Consider the following 21745-nt stretch of genomic DNA (forward strand, 5'->3'; position numbering starts at 1 on the left):
CACCCCAACTCGTCGCCCTCGTACGCGCGGGAGCACGCTTCGAAGGCGGCAAACTCGTCGAACGCCCCGACGACCACGCCCCACCCACCGCCGCCTAAACAATCTTGACCCACAGATCTTGACTATTTCTCTGTCCGGAGCGCGGCTGTACGTGCTCGCCGTCATCGAGCACACCAGTCGACGGATCCGCATCCTCGGAGCCACCGCGCACCCGACCGCGTCCTGGGTAGCCCAGGCCGCCAAGAACCTCGTCATGGACCTGGAGGACACCGGATGCCGGCCCCGGTTCCTCATCCGGGACCGGGATGGGAAGTTCCCGGCCCTGTTCGACGCGATCCTCAAGGACGCGGGGATCGAAGTTGTGCTCAGCGGCGTCCAGATGCCGAGAATGAACTCGGTCATGGAGAGATGGGTACAGACCTGTCGAAACGAGCTCCTGGACCGCACCTTGATCTGGAACCAGCGGCACCTACTTCACGCCCTGCGCGAGTTCGAGCAGTTCTACAACTCCCACCGGCCCCACCAGGGCATCGCGAACGCCCGCCCGCTGTGCCCATTGCCCACGCCGACAGTTGATCCGGAGCAGCTCGTCCGCCTCGACATACGAAAACACGATCGCCTCGGCGGAATCCTGCACGAGTACGAGCACGCCGCATGAACTGCACGGACGGCATTTTCGGCAAGGGCAGGGTTACGCGCCGTTCGGGTTCGGTTACCGCCGTTGCGCCGGCGAGCAGCTCACCACTGCGTTCCTCCAGGAGGTACTGCGCACCGTCTGGAACGGCAGCTTCGAATTCGTCCGGCTCGACGCGAAGCAGCCGAAGAGGATTCCCGTCGGGCCTCGCACCGTCATCGACGACAACATCGGCTTCCAGCGCACGCAGGCGGCAAAACGGGCTGACGTGGACGACGAAACGGGCTCACCGACATGGCAAGAGCCAACCGGCTTCGACTCCTCAAGCGTGTGGCCGCTCATGCCCGGCGTTCAGCTGAATACCAGCGGTAGCAAAATCGCCGCACCCACGAGCGAGATACCGCTAAACAGGTCGGACCGGATCCGGACAACATTGGCAGCCATACGCCCGAGGCACAACCCAGCCAATGACATGACCGCTGTCGCGACACCGAAAGTGATCATCGGGATCACAAGAGAAAATCCGGCGAACCCCAGGCTGGCCCCAGCGATAAAATTATCGATACTCAGCGACAGCGGCATACCGAAGAGCGTCACCCATGGATGATCTACCTCTTCTGGTTCAGGGCCCCGGAGTGCCCCGGCCAGAAGATACAGCCCATATGCCCCCACCATGATAGATCCGATGTAATCTGCACCCGAACCGATGAACTCCCCTACATAGTGGCCGATGAATCCTCCTGCCAGGGGAGCAAGTGCATCCCATATACCGAAAATGAGGGCAATCTGCACAGCGCGACGCCAGCCGAAGGGAATGGTACCGATAGCGATCGCCGACCGGAAGTTGTCGATACAGAGACCAAAAGCCAGCGCTAAAAGCGGGAGAAATTCAAGAGCCATTTGAAACCACCTCGGAAAATTGTTTACCCTACCCGCGAATTCGCCGGAGACATGTTTCGGCCATTCCCCGCATCCGCACTGCAGGCTTGCCGGGCACCGGAATGGGTCCTGCGCCGTCGATCTACTCCGCGAAGGCGGCTTTCGGCAAGTGAAACGTTGACGGACTCGGCCGGCGGTCCACCGGAACTTCGCTACGCCGCGAACTCGCGCCACCCGAGAGCAGACCAGTCGCGCAGGGTGCGGTAGCCCTTCATGGTGAGCACTACCCCGTGACCTCGTAGGGCGAACAGATGGTGCGTGTCGATGTCGATCAAATCCGCAATCCAGAGATCGCGGAGGGTCTGACGTAGATCATCTGTCATGGGACTGGTAATACCCATCACCCAGTCATAGCCGAGTGCAGGCTGGAGGAGCCCGTTATGATAACAGATTTTTCCCTGGCTGACCGCGTCCAGGGCCGCGTAGTGCGTGGCTGTGGATATTGTGCGGGACATTACCGATCCCCTGTTCAGCAGGCCACTCTCTTTGACCTGTTCAAATGTGGAGAGAATGGCGGTGCGACTCCGCCGAATTCTTTTCCCCGGGTGGCGCAAGGCCCCTGCGCCGATCCGATTTCCGGATCCGGGGGCCTTGCGCCGCCGCGGGCGTAGTCCCGTCGCAGATATCCGACACCTGCCGTGACTACGAGAAATAGAGCAACACAGTGCTTCGATCCCGGCCGTCAGCCCCGGTAGAAGTAACCGGTGGCCTCGGCACACACCTCGATGACCGTGTACTCCGGAGTTTCCCACTTCATACTTTTACTCCTAGTGTTGACTGCGCCCGATGAGCGGGCAGCACCCGGACAACGTGACCCACTGAATTTCGAGAGCGAAACCTCGAAATTCGGCGTTCGCAACAGAGTATCTTCGATGTTTCAGGCTGCTGCAATAGAGATCGAACCAGTGGCCGGGGATCGGTGCCGAACGGCGCCTGTGCGGCCACGAGTGGAACCGCGGGTGTCCTTGTGGACTACTCGAACGCGGAAGGCGATTCTCGACGATACATTACCGAGGCGCTCTCGACAGCCCTCGAGGGCATGCCACTGATGCGCGCCGACGAGTTCCTGCGGGGCAGGGCAGATGCGTGCGGAAAGCCTTCGTGGCTGCCCGGGAGCGCAGCACCCGTACGCCCCGGCGACAACGCCACAGGCGCATGCAACGCCGCAGACTTCCATCCGACGAGTCGAGAGACAGACACGATCAACCGACTTACATCCTCAACGTTCAGAATTCACGCGCACTCTCATAGGAAGAATCGCTCTGCGAGGCACGGGTATCCATTCTGGTACGACAACGACCGGGCAAGGGCCTGCCCGGCGCAGCGCCGGCTCACCGAGCCCTGCAACTTCGTAAAAGACGCTGTACCCACGGTCGCCCAGTACCAGCAACTCCGCTTCCTCAGCGGCTTCCAGCAACACCTGCGTCGGACGACCGCAGCGCACCTCGCGCAAGATCTCCACCTCTGTGGCGGTCTCGCGCTCGACCTGGTCCACGGTCCTGTCGAGGTCGAGGCGCGCATTCTCCTCAGCCGCTCGTACGTTCCGCTGTCAAGGCCACGGAGCTTCCAACCTGCCTCGCTCTCTGCGCCGCGTCGCACGCCCGCGCTGCCCGCATCATGACCAGTTCCGTTCGCTCCTCCCTGAGGACCCTGAGCACATCTCCAGGGAGCCGCTTGTTCGCCAGCACGTCTTCCGTATCCGCCAGTACGCGTTGCTCGACGTGGGTGAAGCGGGGATAAAGTGCACGAGCGAACGCCAGCACGAACTCGGGCTCGGCAGCTCCGGCCATACTCTCCAACGCACGCAAGTAGCGTTTCGCGTACGGAGTGAGCAACTCCTCCTGCCCCGGTTGTCGCAGCCCTGCCATGATGGCTTGCCGTTGCGCGAGCGAGTAATCGTCGGTGAACACCAGGGCCCACGCTTGCTCCTTGGCGGCGCGGGTCGGACGTGCGGCCTGTGCCATCAAGGCGTGCCGGCGACCGCTGTCTCCAGCGTCAGCGTCCATCGCGATGCCGAGAAGTCCGTCGATTTCGAAACCGGTCGACGCGAGGCGAAGCAATGCGCGCCAGCGCAGGTCTCGATCCACTACCAGTCCCGGCCAGGGAGACCGCCCGCACACCATTTCGCTCAGCAGGCTGTGGTCGTCGGCCTGGACGACCCCTACGAGGGTGCGGGCCAGTACCACCTGGCGGTCGCTACCCTGGGCGGCGCCGGCCAAGTGATCACGCACTCGGCGTGCCAGGACTTCGAGCATCCGGCTGGTGCTGGATGGATCCCCGTAGACCCGCGTCGCCTGCACAGCTCGCTCCAAGAGCGCTTCCAGGACGCCGACATCGCTCTCCACCACTCCATGCGTGAGAACGGCCGATGCGAAACTCCGAGCGGGCAACCGCGCGTCGAGGACGTCGTCCCACAATGCTCCCCAGACGACTGCCTGTGCTCTCCGATCGTCCAGTGCGGACAGCCTGCGCAAGGCTGTTTGCCGAGATCGGGGATCCAGCCTGACTTTGACGTGGCTCACCGCATCGTCGTTGGGCACCAGCAGGTCCGGGCTTCGGCTGCCGAACGCGTCCAGTTTTCCTTCGGAGCTACGCGGACTGAGCGGCACGTGCGCCCGTTGCCGCAGCACCAGGCCGGCATCGCAGTCGTCGAACGCGCCGACCCGCAGGTGCAAGTGGCGTGGCCGCACCTCGGGATCGGGAAGCTGCACCACCCAATCGCCCTTCGGAAGGCGAGACACCTCGACCGTGTTCACCCCACGGCGCAAAAGCCACTCGTCCACCCAGCGATCCACATCCGAGTCCGACACGCGCCGAAGCGCCGCCACGAAATCATCGAGGCTGGCATTTCCCCACGCGTGCGTCCGCAGGTATGTCCGTACGCCCGAGACAAAGGAGTCCCAGCCCATGCGCACCGCGAGCTCGTGGAGTACGGCCGCCCCTCTCCGGTAGACGATCGGCCCGAAGTTCGTCCGCGCGGCATCGGTATCGGCGGTCTCGACCCTGATCGCGTGGCTGGTCGGCAACTGGTCGGCATGTCGAGCCACCGGCAGGTTGTGGTGCGCGAACGCCGTCCAACCTTCCCCGTACCGCGTCACCTCGGGCTGTGCGACGACCGCCATCATCGTCGCGAAGCTCTCGTTCAGCCACAGATCGTCCCACCAGCTCATCGTCACGTAGTCGCCGAACCACATGTGCGCCATCTCGTGCAACAGCAGCTCGGCTCGTCGTCGCCGCTGATCCTCGGTGACCCGATGCCGGAACACGAACCGCTCGTTGAGCGTCACGCAGCCCGGATGCTCCATTCCGCCGAATACGTACTCGGGCGCGAAGACGTGGTCGTACTTGGTGAACGGGTACGGAAGGTCGAACAGCTGGCTGTAGAAGTCGAGGCCGCGGCTGATCACGCCGAACAACTCGTGCGCATCGTCGGTGAGGTCTTCGAGGAGCGACTTCCGCGCGTACAGCGCCAGCGGCACTCCGCGGTGGCTGGAACGCAGCCGGTGGAATGGGCCGGCGGCGAAGGCCACCAGGTACGGCGGCAGCGGTGGCGTGCTCCGGAAGCGCCAAGTCGAGCGCTTGCCGCCCGCAGGCGCCGGCTCCTCGCCAGGATCGGTGTTGGCGACCACCACCCACTGATCATCAGCCGTAACGGTCAGATCGACCGTTGCCTTCAGGTCCGGCTGATCGAAGCAGGCGAACACCTTGTGCGCCGCGAAGGGCTCGAACTTGGTGTGCAGGTAGACTTGTTCGTCGAGGGGGTCGCGGAAACGATGCAGCCCTTCCCCCGTGCGCGAGTACGAACCGGAACCGGACACACGGACCGTGTTCTCACCTGGTCTCACGTCCAGCCGAATACGCGTCCCGTCCTGCGCGCCGGGCCCCAGTTCCCGGCCATTGCACTCGACCGACTCGGCCTTCCCCGCGAAGTCGAGAAAGACGATCGCGTCCCCAGAACGGGCCTGGAAGCGGACCACGGTGGTCGTCGCGAACTCCTGCTCACCTGTGGTCAAGTCGAGGTCGACCGCGTAGCGGACGTCGCTGACCTCAGCCGAGCGCGCTGCCGCCTCGTCCTGCGTCAGATTGCTCCTGCGCGCGGCACGGACTTCGAGCGACATCGGTCATCGCCTCCTCGCCGACGCGGGTGGACGACGGTAAACCAGGTTCGCTCGGGCCGTTTCGCCTTCGGCTGCGGCATTGTCCTGATCGGCACGAACGAGCGCGTCCTGCACCAGGTGGTGGTCGGGCGAGTGGACGCAAACCGGGTCGGTGCGTCCCGGATCGCCGGTCAAGGCGAAGGCCTGGCACCGGCACCCACCGAAATCCGTCTCCTTGCGGGGACAGCTGCGGCACGGATCTGGCATCCACTCCGTGCCCCGGAAAGCCTGGAACGCAGCGGACTTCGACCAGATCCACGCCATGTCGTGGTCGTGGACCGACGGGAAGTTCATCGCGGTCATGTCCGCGGCCACCGGACACGGGTACACCATGCCGTCCGGGGCGACGGTCAGGGCGGTCTGCGCCCATCCGCCCATGCACGGCTTCGGGTAGGGCTCGTAGTAGTCCGGGAGGATCCAGAGGAGTTCCATGCGCCCCGCCAACTCGGCCTTCCGGCGTTCGTACACGCCTACGGCCTCCTCCAACTGGGCCTTGCTGGGGAGCAGCAGATCGCGGTTGCGAAGAGCCCAGCCGTAGTACTGGGTGTTGGCGAGCTCCAGCCGTTCGGCGCCCCACGACGCGCAGACGTCGATGATCGCGTCCAGGCGATGCAGGTTCAGCCGATGCAGGACCACGTTCATGTTCAACGGCAGCCCCGCCTCGCGGATGATGTGCGCAGCGTCCCGCTTCTTGTCGAACCGCTTGCTCGCTGCGACCAGTTCCGTCGACTCGGCCGCGTCGCCCTGAATGCTCAGCTGGGCGCTGTTGAGCCCTGCCGACACGAGCGATCTCGCACGGCTCTCCGTGAGCCCCAGACCGCTGGTGATCAGGTTGGTGTACAGATCACAACGGCGCGCCTCGGCGACGAGCATCTCCAGATCACCGCGGACGAGGGGCTCACCGCCCGAGAAATGCACCTGAACCACACCGAGCCCGGCTGCCTCGCGTATCACCCGCCGCCAGTCGTCGGTGCCGAGCTCGTCCTGACGATCGAGCAGTGCCAACGGGTTCGAGCAGTAGACGCAGTGCAACGGACACTGGTGAGTGACCTCGGCCAGCAGGCCGTACGGCTGCGGTACACCGTTCATGCGATCACCACCCAACCCCATCCGTGCGCATCCTGGAGGAACTCCACGACGTCGTTCGTGAGACCGGTGGCCTCGAAATCGTGCTCCAACTGGGCCACCACCTGCCACACGGTCCGGCTTCCGTCGCACAACCGCAAAATCGCCGCCCCGGACGCGTTCAGGCGCACGACCCTCTCCGGCAACAGGAGCAACTCGGCGTCCCGTACGCTGTCGTGCTTAAGCATCGCCTTGGTCACCAGCCGAGGCGTGGCCGTCAGATCAGTTTCGTCCATCATGAACTCTTGCTGTAGGCGAGTTGCACGGCGTCCAGCAGGCTCCAGAGGACATCGCACTTGAACTCCAGCGCCCGTACGCACGCGTCCTGCTGCTCCCTGGACTTCGCGTGGTTGATCACCAGGTCGAGCAGATGCTCGATGTCCTTGGGCTGCTGGGTGAGCCGGGACCGGAAGTACTCCAGGCCTTCCGCGGCGATCCACGGGTAGTGCTGCTGGAGGTCGGCGATCCGCCGGCTGAGCAGACCAGGGGCGAACAACTCGGTCATGGCCGACGCCACGGCCACCAGCCACGGCTTCCGACGGCAGAAATCCACGTAGGCGTCCACGGCGAACCGCACTCCGGGTAGCACCGTGCCGCTGTCGAACAGCTCTTGGCGGGTCAAGCCGACGGCTTCACCGAGGCGGACCCACTTCTCGATCCCGCCTTCGTCCCCCATGCGGCCGTCGTGATCGATGATGCGCTGAATCCACTGACGCCGATCGTGCCGACTGGGGAGCTTGGTCAGGATGAACGCGTCCTTCACCGGCAGGTTCACCTGGTAGTAGAAGCGGTTTCGCACCCATCCGCGGAACTCCTCCTCGGTGAGCACGCCCGCGTGCATCCGCTCGTTGAACGGGTGCAAGTGGTGGTACCGCTGTTCTCCGATCGACCGCAGCCGCGCTTCGAACTCCTCGGCAGACCAAGCTTTCACAACTCCACCTCCAGGCCGGCCCGGCCCACCTCGATGCCCAAGCCCGCCAACCAACGCCGCTCCTCGGAGCCTTCGTCGAGGATGGGGTTGGTGTTGTTGATGTGCGTGTAGATCTTGCGCTTCGCGGGAAGCGCGGCGAGAGCGAGGGCAGAACCGTCCTCACCACTGACGGGCATGTGCCCCATGGAACGTCCGGAACGACTTCCCGCACCCCGGCAGGACATTTCGTCATCCGTCCAGAACGTGCCATCCAAGAAGACGCAGTCGGCCGACGCCACTTGTTCGGCGAACTTCTCGTCCCACCGGGGCAGAGTCGGCGCGTACACCGCGGTCCCGCCGGTCACCTTGTCCTCCAAGCGGAAGCCCATCTCCCACTCCTTCGACTCGCGATGAAGCTGCGAGCGCCCCATGTAGCGAGGTGCCTTGCTTCCGGTCAGGAAGGCGGTCACGCGCAACCGGTCGTCCAGGTCCAGCGGTTTGCCGATTTCGACCAGGGACCACGACAGGTCGGCGTAGTCGCTCAGCAATTCCCGGACGGGAAACCACAGGGCGAGCGCCTCCAGCACGGGATACGTCCCGTAAACCGTCAGCGACGATTCCTCACGCAACATCAGCAGGCCGATCGTGTGGTCGAACTCCGCGTCCGTAAGCAGCACGCCGGCAACCGGTGTCGTCCGGATTCCCGGACCCGGATGCAGACAGCGATCCATCGCGATCTGATGATGGACATCCGGAGTCGCGTTCAGCAGAAACCACCGCTCACCGTCTCCGGAGACCGCAAGACCCGCGTGCATCGACCCGAGTTCCGGATTGCTACGAGCCTTGCGGCACCCGGCACAAGCGCAGTTCCACTGCGGATAACCACCGCCTGCGGCAACTCCCAGACAATGAAGAAGCACAGCGCGAAATCAATCCGTCAACGCCGGTACAGGTAGCCGCTGGCTTCAGCGCACACCTCGATCACCATATATTCGGGCTTTTCCCAGTTCATGGCGTCCTCCCTCGGATTCGACCGCTGACGGCGGTCGGACGACGACAGGTACCGTCACCTGTCGAGGTTCCGGCCCGGGCGAGCAGCGTGTGTCATCACCCGGAACTCGGTATTGCCTCTCAAAGCTTCTTCGATGTCGCGGGCTCTGACAACCGATCATGAACCACCGGCACCGGATCGCTGACGAACGGTTGCCGTGCCGCCACGAACGGGCCGCCGCGGCGCCACCGGCTCACGGCGTGCGACAGGCACCCCGACATGCGCGTCGTGCGGCGCAGCGTCGACGAGCAGGCTCGCCTCAGATTCCATCGATGCCCCGGGTGTTTCCCGGCACGCGGTTCGGACCAAGCAACGCGGCCCGCGTCGCCCGCGAACAATCTGAACAGCAGGCACAAGGCACGTGGGCGGAATCCGCCCACGTGCGGACAGCCTCACACACCGAGCAAGCGGCGGATCTCCGGAGCGTGGCGCCGCGAAACGGGAACGCGCTCACGGCAACGGAGATCCGTGATCAGGACCAGCTCACCCTTGATGCCCCGTTCCAACTCGACCACCCGGCGAAGGTTGGTCAGGAAGCGACGATGTACCCGGCGAAATCCGTGGGGTGCCAGTAATTCCTCGACGTTGTCCAGGCCACGGGTTGCGGCTTGGATCCGTCCCCGGTCCGTGCTCAACCAAACGATGTTCCGGTCGGCCTGGGCATAGCGGATCTCCGATGGGGCGAGCAGAACCAGCCGTTCGTCACGAACCCCGATCACGCGCGGTGGCAGAGAAGCAGAGGCTACGTCCGAATACTTCTCGTAAGGTTCGCCCTCTTCCAGCCCAAATGCGCAGAACATACCCACTACGTTGTTGGAGGCGACGACGGGCCGCATGCTTACCGGAAGGGCATCCTCCCCGGGGCACACCGACAGACGCGCATAGCCGCTCCACTGTGGACGCTGCAGTGCCCGGCCCATTGCCCACCGCACGACATCGGGAAGTTCCGGAATATCCGGCTTCCAGCGTTTCGCCGGTTCGGCCGCGCCCGTGGCAATGGGGTTGTCGTCAGCCAGCTTGAGCAACGAAATAGCCGCGCAGTTCGCAGCGATCACATGCGCTCCACGGTCCACGGCCATGAGCGGGCCGCTCATCTGGGCGGACTCGTGCTCGAACCCGGCGACCACACTCTTGGCCTCCATGATGGCGCGGCGATGGATCTCTTCTTCGACGCTCGCGGCAGCGTTCCTCAGCCACGTCGGCACATGCTCGGAAAGCGGCGCCTTCCACCGTGAGATGTTGATCGACGCGACCGGCGAACCGGTTACCACGTCGCGTATGGAAATCCCCGCACAGGCCCACTGCTGGAAGCCTTCGCACCAGTGCTCCGGTCCGGTCACGGTGATCGGGCCCGGCAGTTCGAACGACGTCCCCATCCCGTTCGTGCCTGTGCACTGCTCCGACCACGCCGACCACGGCGCGAGGTTGCTCAAATCAGCCCTTTTCCGCGCGGTGGGGTCGCCCCAGGACCCGAGAATGCGCCCGGTGCCGTCCGTTACGGCTACGACACCGCCGTCCAGCTCCACGTCCCGGCCCGCCAACGCCCCGAGACCGCCGAGCTGGGTGAAGATCACGTCGTGGTCGAGCCGGTGGTCGTTGCCTTCGGGCGCCCCGGGCGCGATGTGCAGCGCGGGGTCCACTTCGTACTGATCCCGACATCGGTACCACGAAGCCAGGATCTCCGGGCGGACACCTTGCACGATATCTTCGCCTGCGGCGAAGCACTCCCATGCACAAGCGGTCTTCCTCGCGGTAGCCGTGGCTACCAGGGAGTCGCCCCCCACGTGGCCATGGCCGCCGGACCCGCTCGATGCGATCTCTAACGGTGGGACTCTCCCCGCCATCACGACCTCCTTGTCATTCGCGAGGGACGGATCTCGGGGACCCACGGATAGTGACAGCAGTCACAATGTAACTTTCGGGAAGCTGCAGTTCAAGACATGCTTCCGCCAGCGGCCGCCCCGGCTTCGCCGGCCGCGGCCGCGGCCGATCTGCTTCTTGTCGCCGAAAATGGCCGGCGCAACAAACCCGATCCGGCGATCACCGATGAACGGTAAATTATCGCGAATAGACCTCCGGAAATCGCAATATATTGACGACTTAGGACATGCGGCGACGTTGCACACCGGCCTCGGCCGAGCGCGAGAACCCGTCGACGAACCCGCGGGCGCTGATCAGCGGACCAGCCTTCCCAGCAGAGCGGACGCGGCACCGGTCATGAACGCTGCGGCCGCCACCAGCACTCCGAAATCGAGCCACAGATCCGACGGCGTGCCGATGAGCAGACCGCGCAGAGCGTCCACCTCGTAGCCCAACGGGTTGATGCAGTTGACCACCTTCAGCCAGTGCGGCATCAGATCGACCGGGTACAGCGCACTGGAACCGAAGAACAGCGGCATGGTGATCGCCTGCCCGATGCCCAGCAAGCGATCCCGAGACAGCACCAACCCCGCGATGGTGATGGACAAGCAGCAGAAGAACACCGATCCGAGCACCACCACGACGCACATCCCCAGCAGTTTCAACGGATTCGCCGTGATTCCGACGCCCAGCAGCACGGCGAGTACGAGCACCGCGAGGGCTTGCACCAGGGCGCGCACGCCGGCCGCGAACGCCTTGCCGCTGACGATCGCGACCCGCGGCGTCGGCGTGACGAGCAGTCTGGCGAGGATCCCGGCATCCCGCTCCCAAATGATCTGAATACCGAAGAAGATCGCGATGAACAGGGCCGATTGGGCGAGGATGCCCGGCGCGAGATAGTCCAGGTACCGCACACCTCCCGTCGGGATCACCGGAGTCAGGCTGAGCGTCGTACCGAAGACCACCAGCCACAGCGCCGGCTGAACCGCCCGGGTGACGAGTTCGCTCCGGTCGTGCCGCAGCTTCTGCAGCTCCACCAGACACATCGTCGTGATCCGCGACCACATCAGGCGCACCGGCCCGCGCCGCACCTGATCAACCGACACGACGTGCGACCCGTCGAACTGCGCGGACATGACGCATCCCCTCCCCCTCATCATTGGCGAGTCCATCACCGGTCACCACGCGGAACGCGTCTTCCAACGTCCCCTCGGGCCCCACTGCGGCGCGGAGTTCCTGTGGGGCCCCAACGCTGCGGATTCGACCGTGGTGCATGAGCGCCACCCGGTCGCACTGCCGGTCGGCCTCCTCCATGTAGTGCGTAGTGATCAGGACCGTCATCCCGGTTGCAGCTCGTACCCGCTCGATGTACTCCCACACGCCGGCTCGTGCGATGGGGTCGAGCCCGACCGTCGGCTCGTCGAGCACGAGCAGGCGCGGGGCACTGACCAGCGCTTGCGCGAGCTCAAGACGTCGGATCATGCCGCCGGAATACGTGTTCGCGGTTCGCTTGGCGACCTCTTCCAGACCAACCGATCGCAGCGCCGCCTCCACCGCGGACCGCCGCTGCGCCCTGGGTACGTCGAAGAGCCTTGCGAACAGCGCGACGTTCTCTCGGCCGCTGAGCGCTGAATCCGCCGAAAGCTGCTGCGGCACGTAGCCGATCAACCTGCGGGCGGCGAGCTTGCGCCGGTTCACATCCACGCCGAAAACCTCGATCCCGCCCGTCGGCACCGGGAGCAGGGTCGAGATCATCCGGATCGTGGTCGTTTTCCCGGCTCCGTTGGGGCCGAGTAGCCCGAAGACGGTGCCGGCCCGGATGCTCAGATCAACGCCGTCGACGGCGACGGTCTCCCCGAAGCAGTAGCGCAGTCCGTCGCAATGCACCGCGAGTTCGCTCATCATCACTTCTCCCGTCGCCTTGCTCGGGCGCCTCGGTAGCTCGGATTCACCACGGCGGTCAGACGGCCTGTCTCCGGCAGCGAGGCGAGGACGGAACCGGTCGTTTCAAATGCCATGAGCGGCGTGCTGTGGGCTCCCATTCGCCGGAAAGCGCCGGGCACCCGGACCGGAGTTTGCGGAAGATCCGCAACCTCAGCCAAGGTCGTGACAACACGCCCCGGACTTCTGGGCCACCACACTCGCCCGGAGATCGACGCTCTGACGTTAACCGCGCCGTTCCCGACGTCACAAGCCTTGCAGCACTATTCGAGCTTCGCGGCGGAGTCCGCGCCGGCCCGGCTGTTGCCGGATGTCGGCACCGTGACGGTGCTGCCCGGTCCACGATCGCCGGCACACGCGTGTTACCCGTTGATGACCGGTGGTTGTCGGGTTGCTGCCGCTCGTGGGTCGTTCGCCCACACTCGTCCCACAGTGGTTGCCGTCGAATCGAGGAACAGCTTAGCTTTCGACTCCACGTCATGAAAACCAAAGCGCGGAAGCCGTCGATTCCCCGTTTGATTCTACCGAGGACGCGTGGAACGACCACAAGTCACGCGACGGACCGCGAAGTTCCGACAGCCGCGACGCACGGCTCATGCCGGATACGCCACTGGTCGGTGCGCGAAGCCCGACCGGCGGCTCGGTCCGGTCCAGCAAGCGGCATCAGCGGTCGCCGACGGGGACGGCTCATGCCGTTCGGGTTGGTGACAGACCAAAGGCGGTCATACATGGCAGATGTGCACCAGCTCGACCCCATCTCCCGTAGCCCGGGCAAGGCCACGGTGTACGGGGCATGGGAACGATTCGTGCAGGGCGAGGACGATATCCGCGGCTTGCGGCCCGAGGTGGCGATCTCGTGGCACCGGTGCCGGGACCAGTACCGGGTCGACCCGTACCTGACCGAAGCCCCGGTGGCCGTCGCGGAGGTCGACCACGCGCTCGAACATGACGTCGTGTTCGCCGAACTCGGTTTCCGTGCCGCCTCGGTGGCTCACGAGGTAAGCAACCTCGGCGGCGTCGTGACCATCACCGACGCCACCGGTCGGGTCCTGGCCCAATGGGGAGACCAGGCCACGCGCTCCCGCGCCACCAAAGCCAACCTGGCGGCTTGGTTCTGCTGGTCCGAGTGCGCTACCGGAACGAACGGCATGGGCACGGCACTCGAAGCACACGCACCGGTGATAATCCGGGGTGCGGAGCACTGGTGCCAAGCCTTCCACGACTGGACCTGCGCGGGTGTGGCCGTCCGGGATGTGGTGACCGGGGAACCGATCGCGGTGCTCAATATCTCGTGCTGGCGCGGCGACCTTCCCGCGTCCGCGGCCGCCTGGCTGGGCAACACTGCGACCAAAACCCAGCACATATTGAGACAACGCGCCCAGGATGGCGGCGCCGAGCTGGTCGCCGCCTACAACCACGCCAGGTCGCGCTCGACCGCGGCGCTCGCCGCGGTGGATCCTGCGGGCAGGGTGGTGATCGCCGACGACACGGCAAGCGTGCTCCTCGGCGTCCCGGGCTCCACACCGGCACCCGACCCCGCGGCGCGCTGGAACCCGAGTCTGCCGGAATTCATCTGGGCGGCTCGATACGCCGCTAAGCAGGCCACCCACAATCCCGACTGGGTCGGCTCGACGCAGATCTTCACCCATCTCGCCGACGAGCCGACCCCGATCAGTATCCGGCCCGTCTTCCTGTCCGGGCAGCTGGTCGGAAACCTGATCTCATTCGGAGTTTCCGAAGGAGAGCAGTTACCTCGGGCGGAAGGGGCCAGGCGCCCTGGGGCGCGGCCGCACCGGATCGTCGCGATGCGCGACAACCGGATGGTGCTGCTGCGGCTGCCGGAGGTCTCGTTCGCCGAATCGAAGGGCAACGACGTGTGGCTGTCCACTGATCAGGGGCGGTTGCGAGCCGCCTCGGCCGGCCTCGACAAGCTCGAAAGCGAGCTGACCGATGCCGGTTTCCTGCGGGTACACCGCGGATATGTGGTCAACCTCAGCCGGATTCGGGAGGTCGAGCGTCGATTCAGAGGCGAATTGTTCCTGGTGATGGATGACCAGGCGAGCCCGATGGTGCCGGTTTCGCGGCGGAACGCTCCAGCCGTCCGCCGGGCGCTGGACATCTGAGGAGCCTTGAAGGACCAGGAAGGAGCTTCCACGCCGGAGAACCCTGACGTCGTCGCTATCTACAAGACGTACGACCAGGATCTCAGGCTCGGTAACGCCTAGGAGGACATCAATGCCCGAGAATCCCGATACCCACGTCTACCGCACCTACGACAAGGTTCTGAGCGAGACACGGCCGGCTCGGCGGCGGAATCATTCGACGGCGGGCGGCAATGCCAACGATTGGTGGCCGCACCGGGTCGACTTGAAGGCATTGCGTCGGCACCGACCCGCACACAACCCGCTGGGTGCGGACTTCGACTACGCCGAGCAATTCAAGACTCTGGATCTCGACGAAATGGCGCGTGACGTCGACGAGGTGCTGACGACCTCGCAGGACTGGTGGCCCGCCGACTTCGGTCACTACGGTCCCCTTGTGCTGCGCATGGCCTGGCATGCTGCGGGTACCTACCGCGTCAGCGACGGCCGAGGCGGTGCAGGTGCCGGGATGCAACGCTTCGCCCCGTTGAACAGCTGGCCGGACAACCGCAACCTGGACAAGGCGCGTCGGTTGCTGTGGCCGGTCAAGAAGAAATACGGGCGCAGGATCTCCTGGGCGGACCTGATGGTCTTCGCAGGCAACCGGGCACTGGAGTCGATGGGCTTCAAGACTTTCGGGTTCGGCGGCGGCCGTGCCGAGGTGTGGGAGCCCGACGAGACGTACTGGGGTCCGGAACGCAAGTTGTTGGCCGACGACCGGTACAGCGGTCTGCACGAACTCGACGAGCCGCTGGCGGCCGCCGCGATGGGGCTGATCTACGTCGATCCGCAGGGCCCGGCCACCAATCCCGACCCGGTGCTCGCGGCCCGCGACATCCGGCAGACCTTCAAGCGGATGGGGATGAGCGACGAGGAAACGGTGGCGCTCATCGCGGGCGGACACACCTTCGGCAAGACGCACGGCCCGGCGGACCCGAATGTGACCGGCGGCCCCGAGCCCGAGGCAGCGCCGCTCACCGCGCAGGGTCTGGGCTGGCTCGGCGGGTACGGCAGCGGCAGCGGGCCGGACACGGTCACCAGCGGGCTGGAAGGGATGTGGACGCGCACGCCCGTCGAGTGGGACCACACCTTCTTCGAAACGCTGTACGAGTACAAATGGGACGTCGAGCTCAGCCCGGCGGGCCTGTGGCAGTGGATCCCGAGCGACGGCCAGGGCGAGGGCACCGTGCCGGACCCCTTCGACCCGGACACGAAACACCATCCGGTCATGCTCACCACCGACCTGTCGTTGCAGGAGGACCCGGGCTACGACGCGATCTCGCGGCGGTTCCTGGAGCACCCGGACCAGTTCGAGGACGCGTTCGCGCGGGCCTGGTTCAAGCTGACGCACATCGACATGGGCCCGATCCAGCGCTACCTGGGGCCGCTCGTCCCGGAGGAACGGCTGATCTGGCAGGACCCGGTGCCGGAGCTGGACCACGGACTTGTGGGCACCGACGACGTCGCCGGCCTCAAGCGCGAGATCCTCGGCTCGGGCCTGACGGTCGCGCAGCTCGTCTCCACGGCGTGGGCGTCGGCTTCGACGTACCGGGACAGCGACAAGCGCGGTGGGGCGAACGGGGCGCGGATCCGGCTCGAACCGCAGCGCAGCTGGTCGGTCAACGAACCCGAGCAGCTGGCGGTCGTCCTGTCCGCGCTGGGGGCGATCCAGGAGCGATTCAACGCCTCACAACAAGGGAACAAGCGGATCTCGATGGCCGACTTGATCGTGCTCGGAGGGTGTGCTGCGGTGGAACACGCCGCCGCGGCCAGTGGCCACGAAATCGACGTTCCGTTCCGCCCCGGGCGCACGGACGCGACCCAGGAATGGACCGACGTCGAGTCGTTCGACAGGTTGAAGCCCACGGCGGACGGCTTCCGGAACTACCTGGGAAACGGCTTTTGGATGCCGCCGGAGCATCTGCTGGTCGACCGGGCGAACCTGCTGACCTTGAGCGCGCCTGAGATGACTGTGCTGATCGGCGGGCTGCGGGTGCTCGGAGCCAACCACAGACGTTCCTCGGTGGGTGCGTTGACCTCAGCGCCAGGGTCGTTGACGAACGACTTCTTCGCCAACCTGCTGGACATGGGGACAGAGTGGGCGCCGAGGCAGGATGGGGACATCTGGACGGCGATCTACGAGGGCCGCGACCGGGGAACCGGCGAGGTGAAGTGGACCGCAAGCCGGGTCGACCTCCTCTTCGGTTCCAACTCCGAACTCAGGGCGCTCTCGGAGGTCTACGCGAGCGACGACGCGGACGGGAAGTTCGTCCGGGACTTCGTCTCCGCGTGGGTGAAGGTCATGGAACTCGACCGTTTCGACCTGCGCTGCGGATACTCCAGTTGGTGCGCCCAATGATCAGGAGGTGCTCGGCCGGCGGTGATGACCGTTTTGGGCAAGCCGCGTCTAAAACCGTGCTCGAGCCGGTCTTCGAAGCGGTTTTTTGTTGTGCAGATTCCGGGTCGGCGGACCCTTGCCGATAGGACGGCCGGCTCAGCCTCCCCAGGCGCAGGACCGCACGAACGGTATCTCCTGCCGGGGGAATGGTGGCGTCGAGCCGGTCGGTGGCGACGGATATCGAAATGACTTGCCCGGGTGTAGAGTCCAAAACCGGTTACAGGCTCAGTGGTGAAATATGAGAGTAATCAACACTGGTAATTTTTCCGCAACGTCAAACTCGGCTGCGGCGTAGCTCTTGAGAGCGTATGCGCTTTCGTCGTCAAAGAGCCGACGATCTCGTGTAGCCGATATGTTCCGCGAAATCTGTCAAAATATCCATTTTTGCTAACGAGGAGGTGAAGTCCGATGACGATTACCCACGAGCAAGAGGATCTCCTGGCCGAGCTCAACGGACAGAACAGGGCGACCATCGGCGCCGTGCTCGGAACCGGTTCCATCGGCAAGGCGATCGAGCGTGCCGACGGGACGATGGAAGCGACCATTCGCATTCCGGAAGACGCCATGACGTGGGATCCGGGGATCCTGATCCTGCCGCACGGCGGCATCATCGAGCTGACGATCATCAACGACGACAAGAACACCCACGCCTGCCTGCTACCCAACAACGGCGAACGGCAGTTCATCGGTCTGCTGAACCACTCGAAGGGCAGCGCGACGCTCGAGCTGGACGGTCCCGGCTGCTACTGGTACGGCTCGCCGGCCGGCAACGACGAGGGCCGGGGCCTGACCGGCGCCATCGTCGTTACGGGCGAAGTGCCGCCGGAGGCCAAGCTCGACCGACCCGCGCAGCCGCGGCCGTAGCAAAGGAGAATCTCCATGACCGTCGAATACGTTGACGCTGGCAAGGCGTTCAATCACAGCGAGCTCTCCAACATGCCGCACAGCGCTCCGGACGTGACGCGCGGCATCAACTACGAGCGCATCCTCCAGGCGCGCAGCGAATCGCAGAACTGGATCACCTACTACGGCGCCTATGACGGCCAGCGGCACAGCCTGCTCGACCAGATCAACGCCGACAACGTCAAGAACCTGAAAGTCGCCTGGATCCACCAGTCGAGCGCGACCGGCATGATCGCCTCCACCTCGACCTACGCGTTCGAGGCTTGCCCCTTGGTCGTCGACGGCGTCATGTTCGTCACCGGCTGGGACGGCTGGCTCTGGGCGCTCGACGCGAAGACCGGCGAGCAGCTGTGGCGCTACAAGCACGCGATCCCGGTCGACGTGACGCTGTGCTGCGCCAACGTCAACCGCGGCTGTGCGGTGGCCAATGGCAAGGTCTACATGGTGACCCAGAACGCCCAGTTGGTGGCGCTCGACGCCACCAACGGCCGGAAGGTCTGGCAGAAGACCATCGGTGACGTGCGGGCGGGCGAGAGCGCTTCGATCGCTCCGCTGGTCATCAAAGACACGCTCATCACGGGTTCTGCCGGTGGCGAGTACGGCGTCCGCGGTCACATCGACTGCTGGGACCTGGAGACCGGCGAGCAGCGCTGGCGCACCTACACCGTGCCGAAGCCGGGCGAGCCCGGTTCGGAGACCTGGCCCGCCGACGGTGAGGCCTGGCAACGTGGTGGCGCGAACCACTGGGTCACCGGCACCTACGACCCGGAGCTGAACCTCTACTACGCGGGCACCGGGAACCCGGCTCCCGACTTCGACGGCGGGGTCCGTGAGGGGGACAACCTCTACAGCGACAGCGTGGTCGCGCTGGATGTCGACACCGGCGAGATCAAGTGGCACTACCAGTTCACCCCCCACGACCTGTGGGACTACGACTCCACCATGGAGATGACCCTGTTCGAGCGGGACGGCAAGAAGTTGCTCGCCCACTTCGACAAGAACGGGTACATGTTCGTCCTCGACCGCACCAACGGCGAGCTGCAACACGTCACGCCGTTCGTCGACCGGATCGACTGGGGCGTCATCACCCGCGATGGCAAGGTGACCCCGCGGAAGTACCCGGACAAGGAAGGCGAGCCCTGCCACTTCTACCCCGGCCCCGCCGGTGCGAAGGAGTGGACGCACGCGTCGTACAACCCGGACCACGATCTGTTCTACGTTCCGGTCGCCGACGTGGGCGCCACTGCCACCCGGCGTCGTCGCGAGTTCAAGGAAGGCATGCCCTACTGGGGTGCCGCCGTCGAGGTCGACGTCGACAACATGGCCGGGTCGGTCAGCGCGTTCGACTCCCACGGTGAGGAGAAGTGGCGCTACCGGCTCAACATGCCGATGGCCGCGTCGACCCTCAGCACCGCGGGGAACGTGGTGTTCGCCGGCACACCCACGGGTGAGTTCCTGGCGCTCCACGCAGAGACCGGCGAGAAGCTCTGGAGCTTCCAGTGCGGCAGCGGTCACCACAGCAGCCCGTCGACCTACTTCCTTGATGGCAAGCAGTACATCTCGGTGCCGGTCGGCTGGGGTGGCTGGCTCGAAGGCATCATCCCCGGCATGTCCGGTCAGGGTCACGGTGCCGCGCTGATCACGTTCGCCCTGTGACAGGGAAGTACCACTGACGTGGTACTGACGCGAGACCCGAGGTAACTTCCCTGGTGGTTTACCTTCCCCGCCCGGTGATCGAGTCGTCCCGGCGACGGCCCGATCACCGGGCGGGTGTCCTTATTCCCCGACAGACGAGGAGCGCGGGGCTACGTCGAGGTCCCCCGCAGTCCCGCCAGCTGTGAGTATTTCAATCTCCACCCCGGTAGCTTTTCCAAACGCACGTCGGTCATGGGGAAGTTCAGCGACGGAAAAACAAGGTGATGTCATGGACCAGTCGTCGGTGCCCCAGCAGGACACGGGATTTAAGCGTCTGCCGTGCCTCTACTGCGGGGAGGCCTACGAGCCTGGCGATCACGCGCGGCACACCGAGCCGGTGCACTGCGGGCCCTGCATCACGTGCGTCGACAAGCCCGCATGCTTCAGCTGCCGTCTCATGTACTGCGTTTGCGACGTGCACAAGTATCGAGGCTGACAAGAGCCCTGCGGACTTGCCGTGGTCGTCGGTCAGGGCATGGGTTGGAATCTCCTGCAACGCGAGACAGGAATGGACGCACGCGGCGTACAGCCCGCGCAACGATCTTTCTACGTACCGGTCGCCTATGTGGGCCCCGGCGAGGAGTTGTGGAAGTTCCAGTGCGGTAGCGGCCACCACGGCAGCTCGATGACCTACAGCGTCGACGGCAAGCAATACGTCGCCGTGCCGGTCGGCTGGGGTGGCTGGCTCGAGGGCATCATTCCCGGCATGCTCGGCGCCGGCCACGGAGACGCGCTGATCGTCTTCGCCCTGCCGGACTGATCAGGAGCTGCCGGACCAGGAAAACAGAAGTAATGGCCACGATCGTCGTCTATGGCGTGGTGGCGTGAAACCGGGAGATCTCCGGGCGAGTTGCGAGTGCATGACACTCGAACAACCCGCCCGGAGATCTTTTCATGTGACGACAGCGCGATGCCGTGATGCTGCCGCTGAAGATCGAGCGAGTGGATCTGTCCGATGTGGAGCTTCAGCTGCTGTGCGGAGGTCGCGGCGCCGGAAGCCGGCGCAGGTCAACGATCTTTCCGCGCCGACTCCGGAGGCGGTCGTCGCCGCCCCCGGAGTCGGCGGGGGTCTACGTCGAGGACGGTCAGTTTCCGGGCAGGGCGGGCGGCTCGCCAGAGCGCTCGTAGTCCGACAGCAGGTCGATCCTGCGCTGGTGGCGGCCGCCCTCGAACTCGGTGGTGAGGAACGCGTCCACGATGCGCTCGGCCTCCTCGACCGTGTGCATCCGAGCGCCGATGCCGGCCAGCAGTGCGTTGTTGTGCTGCCGGGACAGTTTGGCGGTGTCGACATTCCAGGTCAGCGCGGCGCGGGCGCCGGGCACCTTGTTCGCGGCGATCTGTTCCCCGTTCCCGGAGCCGCCGATGACGAGACCGAGGCTGCCCTCGTCGGCGACAACGCGCCGAGCCGCCTCGACGCAGAATGGTGGGTAGTCGTCCTCCGCGTCGTAGACGGTGGGGCCGACGTCGGTCACCTCGTAGCCGAGGCCGGCGAGCCTCTTGGCGAAGTGGTTCTTGAGTTCGAATCCGGCATGATCGGAGCCTAGATATACGCGCACCCGGAAATTCTAACGCAATCAAGCCCCATTGCACCCCTGATTTGAAAATTCGCGGTTATACAGAACAGCGATCCTGGCTGATGCCGGATACGAGGACGTGCTGAGGCACAAACCGGCGGAAAGATCATCACTCCTCCGCGCCTTCGCCAGTTTGTCCTCCGAGCACCAGCGCAACCGGTGAACCACATCCACATCCAGACAGGTCCGCTTGGCCGCGATTTGGAACCGTTCGTGTTCCCGCAGCCCCTCTTCGTGCTGGATAGGTTGACCTAGACGTACAGATCCGTGCAGTCTCAAAACAACGCGTTGCGCGTCCTAGCTGTGGCCGAAAACCGCAGAGCTCCGGACGCCGCCCAAACGGACACCGCTGTCCGCCTTGGCAATCATTGAGCGAAAGGCCCCTCCCTGGTGGCCCCGGCGCGGTAGTCGTGCGCC

At 65.1% G+C, this 21745-nt stretch carries 16 protein-coding genes and 1 pseudogene; 6 read left to right on the plus strand and 11 right to left on the minus strand.

Annotation, left to right across the window (positions count from 1 at the left end; translation table 11 throughout):
* Window positions 1–118: 118 nt before the first annotated feature.
* Window positions 119–658 carry an integrase core domain-containing protein gene (locus tag E1288_RS40470; RefSeq protein ID WP_235884146.1) on the plus strand — a complete coding sequence of 180 codons (540 nt, stop codon included), beginning with the start codon at window positions 119–121 and terminating at the stop codon, window positions 656–658.
* Window positions 659–985: 327 nt separating this feature from the next.
* On the opposite strand, the gene E1288_RS40475 is transcribed toward E1288_RS40470, so the two are convergent.
* From E1288_RS40475 to E1288_RS40525, 10 genes are all read right to left on the minus strand, one after another.
* Window positions 986–1534 carry a manganese efflux pump MntP gene (locus E1288_RS40475; RefSeq protein ID WP_132493968.1) on the minus strand — a complete coding sequence of 183 codons (549 nt, stop codon included), beginning with the start codon at window positions 1532–1534 and terminating at the stop codon, window positions 986–988.
* A 191-nt stretch (window positions 1535–1725) separates the two neighbouring features.
* Window positions 1726–2028: a hypothetical protein gene (locus E1288_RS40480; protein WP_132493969.1), complete on the minus strand. Its 303-nt coding sequence runs from the start codon at window positions 2026–2028 to the stop codon at window positions 1726–1728.
* A 1071-nt stretch (window positions 2029–3099) separates the two neighbouring features.
* Window positions 3100–5691 carry an aminopeptidase N gene (pepN, locus tag E1288_RS40490; RefSeq protein ID WP_132493970.1) on the minus strand — a complete coding sequence of 864 codons (2592 nt, stop codon included), beginning with the start codon at window positions 5689–5691 and terminating at the stop codon, window positions 3100–3102.
* A 3-nt stretch (window positions 5692–5694) separates the two neighbouring features.
* Entirely contained in the window at window positions 5695–6819 is a 1125-nt protein-coding gene (gene pqqE, locus E1288_RS40495; RefSeq protein WP_132493971.1) for a pyrroloquinoline quinone biosynthesis protein PqqE, read from the minus strand.
* Entirely contained in the window at window positions 6816–7094 is a 279-nt protein-coding gene (gene pqqD, locus E1288_RS40500; protein ID WP_235884147.1) for a pyrroloquinoline quinone biosynthesis peptide chaperone PqqD, read from the minus strand. The genes pqqE and pqqD overlap by 4 nt, the downstream gene beginning before the upstream one ends.
* Window positions 7091–7786, minus strand: a complete 696-nt coding sequence (pqqC, locus tag E1288_RS40505; RefSeq protein WP_132493972.1) for a pyrroloquinoline-quinone synthase PqqC — start codon at window positions 7784–7786, stop codon at window positions 7091–7093. Before pqqC ends, pqqD begins: the two co-directional genes overlap by 4 nt.
* Entirely contained in the window at window positions 7783–8685 is a 903-nt protein-coding gene (gene pqqB, locus E1288_RS40510) for a pyrroloquinoline quinone biosynthesis protein PqqB (protein ID WP_132493973.1), read from the minus strand. The genes pqqC and pqqB overlap by 4 nt, the downstream gene beginning before the upstream one ends.
* A gap of 523 nt (window positions 8686–9208) precedes the next feature.
* The gene (locus E1288_RS40515; protein ID WP_235884148.1) at window positions 9209–10456 is read right to left on the minus strand and encodes a DNA-binding protein; all 1248 of its coding nucleotides are present in this window, start codon (window positions 10454–10456) and stop codon (window positions 9209–9211) included.
* Window positions 10457–10990: 534 nt separating this feature from the next.
* The gene (locus E1288_RS40520; RefSeq protein ID WP_408014312.1) at window positions 10991–11743 is read right to left on the minus strand and encodes an ABC transporter permease; all 753 of its coding nucleotides are present in this window, start codon (window positions 11741–11743) and stop codon (window positions 10991–10993) included.
* A gap of 28 nt (window positions 11744–11771) precedes the next feature.
* Window positions 11772–12578, minus strand: coding sequence for an ABC transporter ATP-binding protein (locus E1288_RS40525; RefSeq protein WP_132493992.1), 807 nt, complete (start codon window positions 12576–12578; stop codon window positions 11772–11774).
* 767 nt (window positions 12579–13345) lie between these two features.
* Between E1288_RS40525 and E1288_RS40530 the strand changes: the two genes are divergently transcribed.
* The 5 genes and pseudogenes from E1288_RS40530 to E1288_RS40555 form a co-directional block, all read left to right on the plus strand.
* Window positions 13346–14740 carry a DNA-binding protein gene (locus E1288_RS40530; protein WP_132493976.1) on the plus strand — a complete coding sequence of 465 codons (1395 nt, stop codon included), beginning with the start codon at window positions 13346–13348 and terminating at the stop codon, window positions 14738–14740.
* A gap of 112 nt (window positions 14741–14852) precedes the next feature.
* On the plus strand, window positions 14853–17117 hold the full coding sequence (gene katG, locus E1288_RS40535) for a catalase/peroxidase HPI (RefSeq protein ID WP_132493977.1): 2265 nt from the start codon (window positions 14853–14855) through the stop codon (window positions 17115–17117).
* 447 nt (window positions 17118–17564) lie between these two features.
* Window positions 17565–18020 (plus strand): MSMEG_3727 family PQQ-associated protein, encoded by a 456-nt coding sequence (locus tag E1288_RS40540; RefSeq protein WP_132493978.1) that lies wholly within the window; start codon window positions 17565–17567, stop codon window positions 18018–18020.
* Between the two features lie 15 nt (window positions 18021–18035).
* Window positions 18036–19715: a PQQ-dependent dehydrogenase, methanol/ethanol family gene (locus E1288_RS40545; RefSeq protein ID WP_132493979.1), complete on the plus strand. Its 1680-nt coding sequence runs from the start codon at window positions 18036–18038 to the stop codon at window positions 19713–19715.
* A 613-nt stretch (window positions 19716–20328) separates the two neighbouring features.
* Window positions 20329–20514: pseudogene (locus tag E1288_RS40555) on the plus strand (PQQ-dependent dehydrogenase, methanol/ethanol family); the annotation flags it as partial.
* Window positions 20515–20839: 325 nt separating this feature from the next.
* Here the strand turns inward: E1288_RS40555 and E1288_RS40560 are convergent.
* A complete protein-coding gene (locus E1288_RS40560; protein WP_132493981.1) occupies window positions 20840–21310 on the minus strand; it encodes a ribose-5-phosphate isomerase in 471 nt (156 codons plus the stop codon).
* Window positions 21311–21745 lie beyond the last annotated feature (435 nt).

Origin of the sequence: Saccharopolyspora elongata (genome assembly GCF_004348985.1) — a bacterium.
Taxonomy (GTDB): Bacteria; Actinomycetota; Actinomycetes; order Mycobacteriales; family Pseudonocardiaceae; genus Saccharopolyspora; species Saccharopolyspora elongata.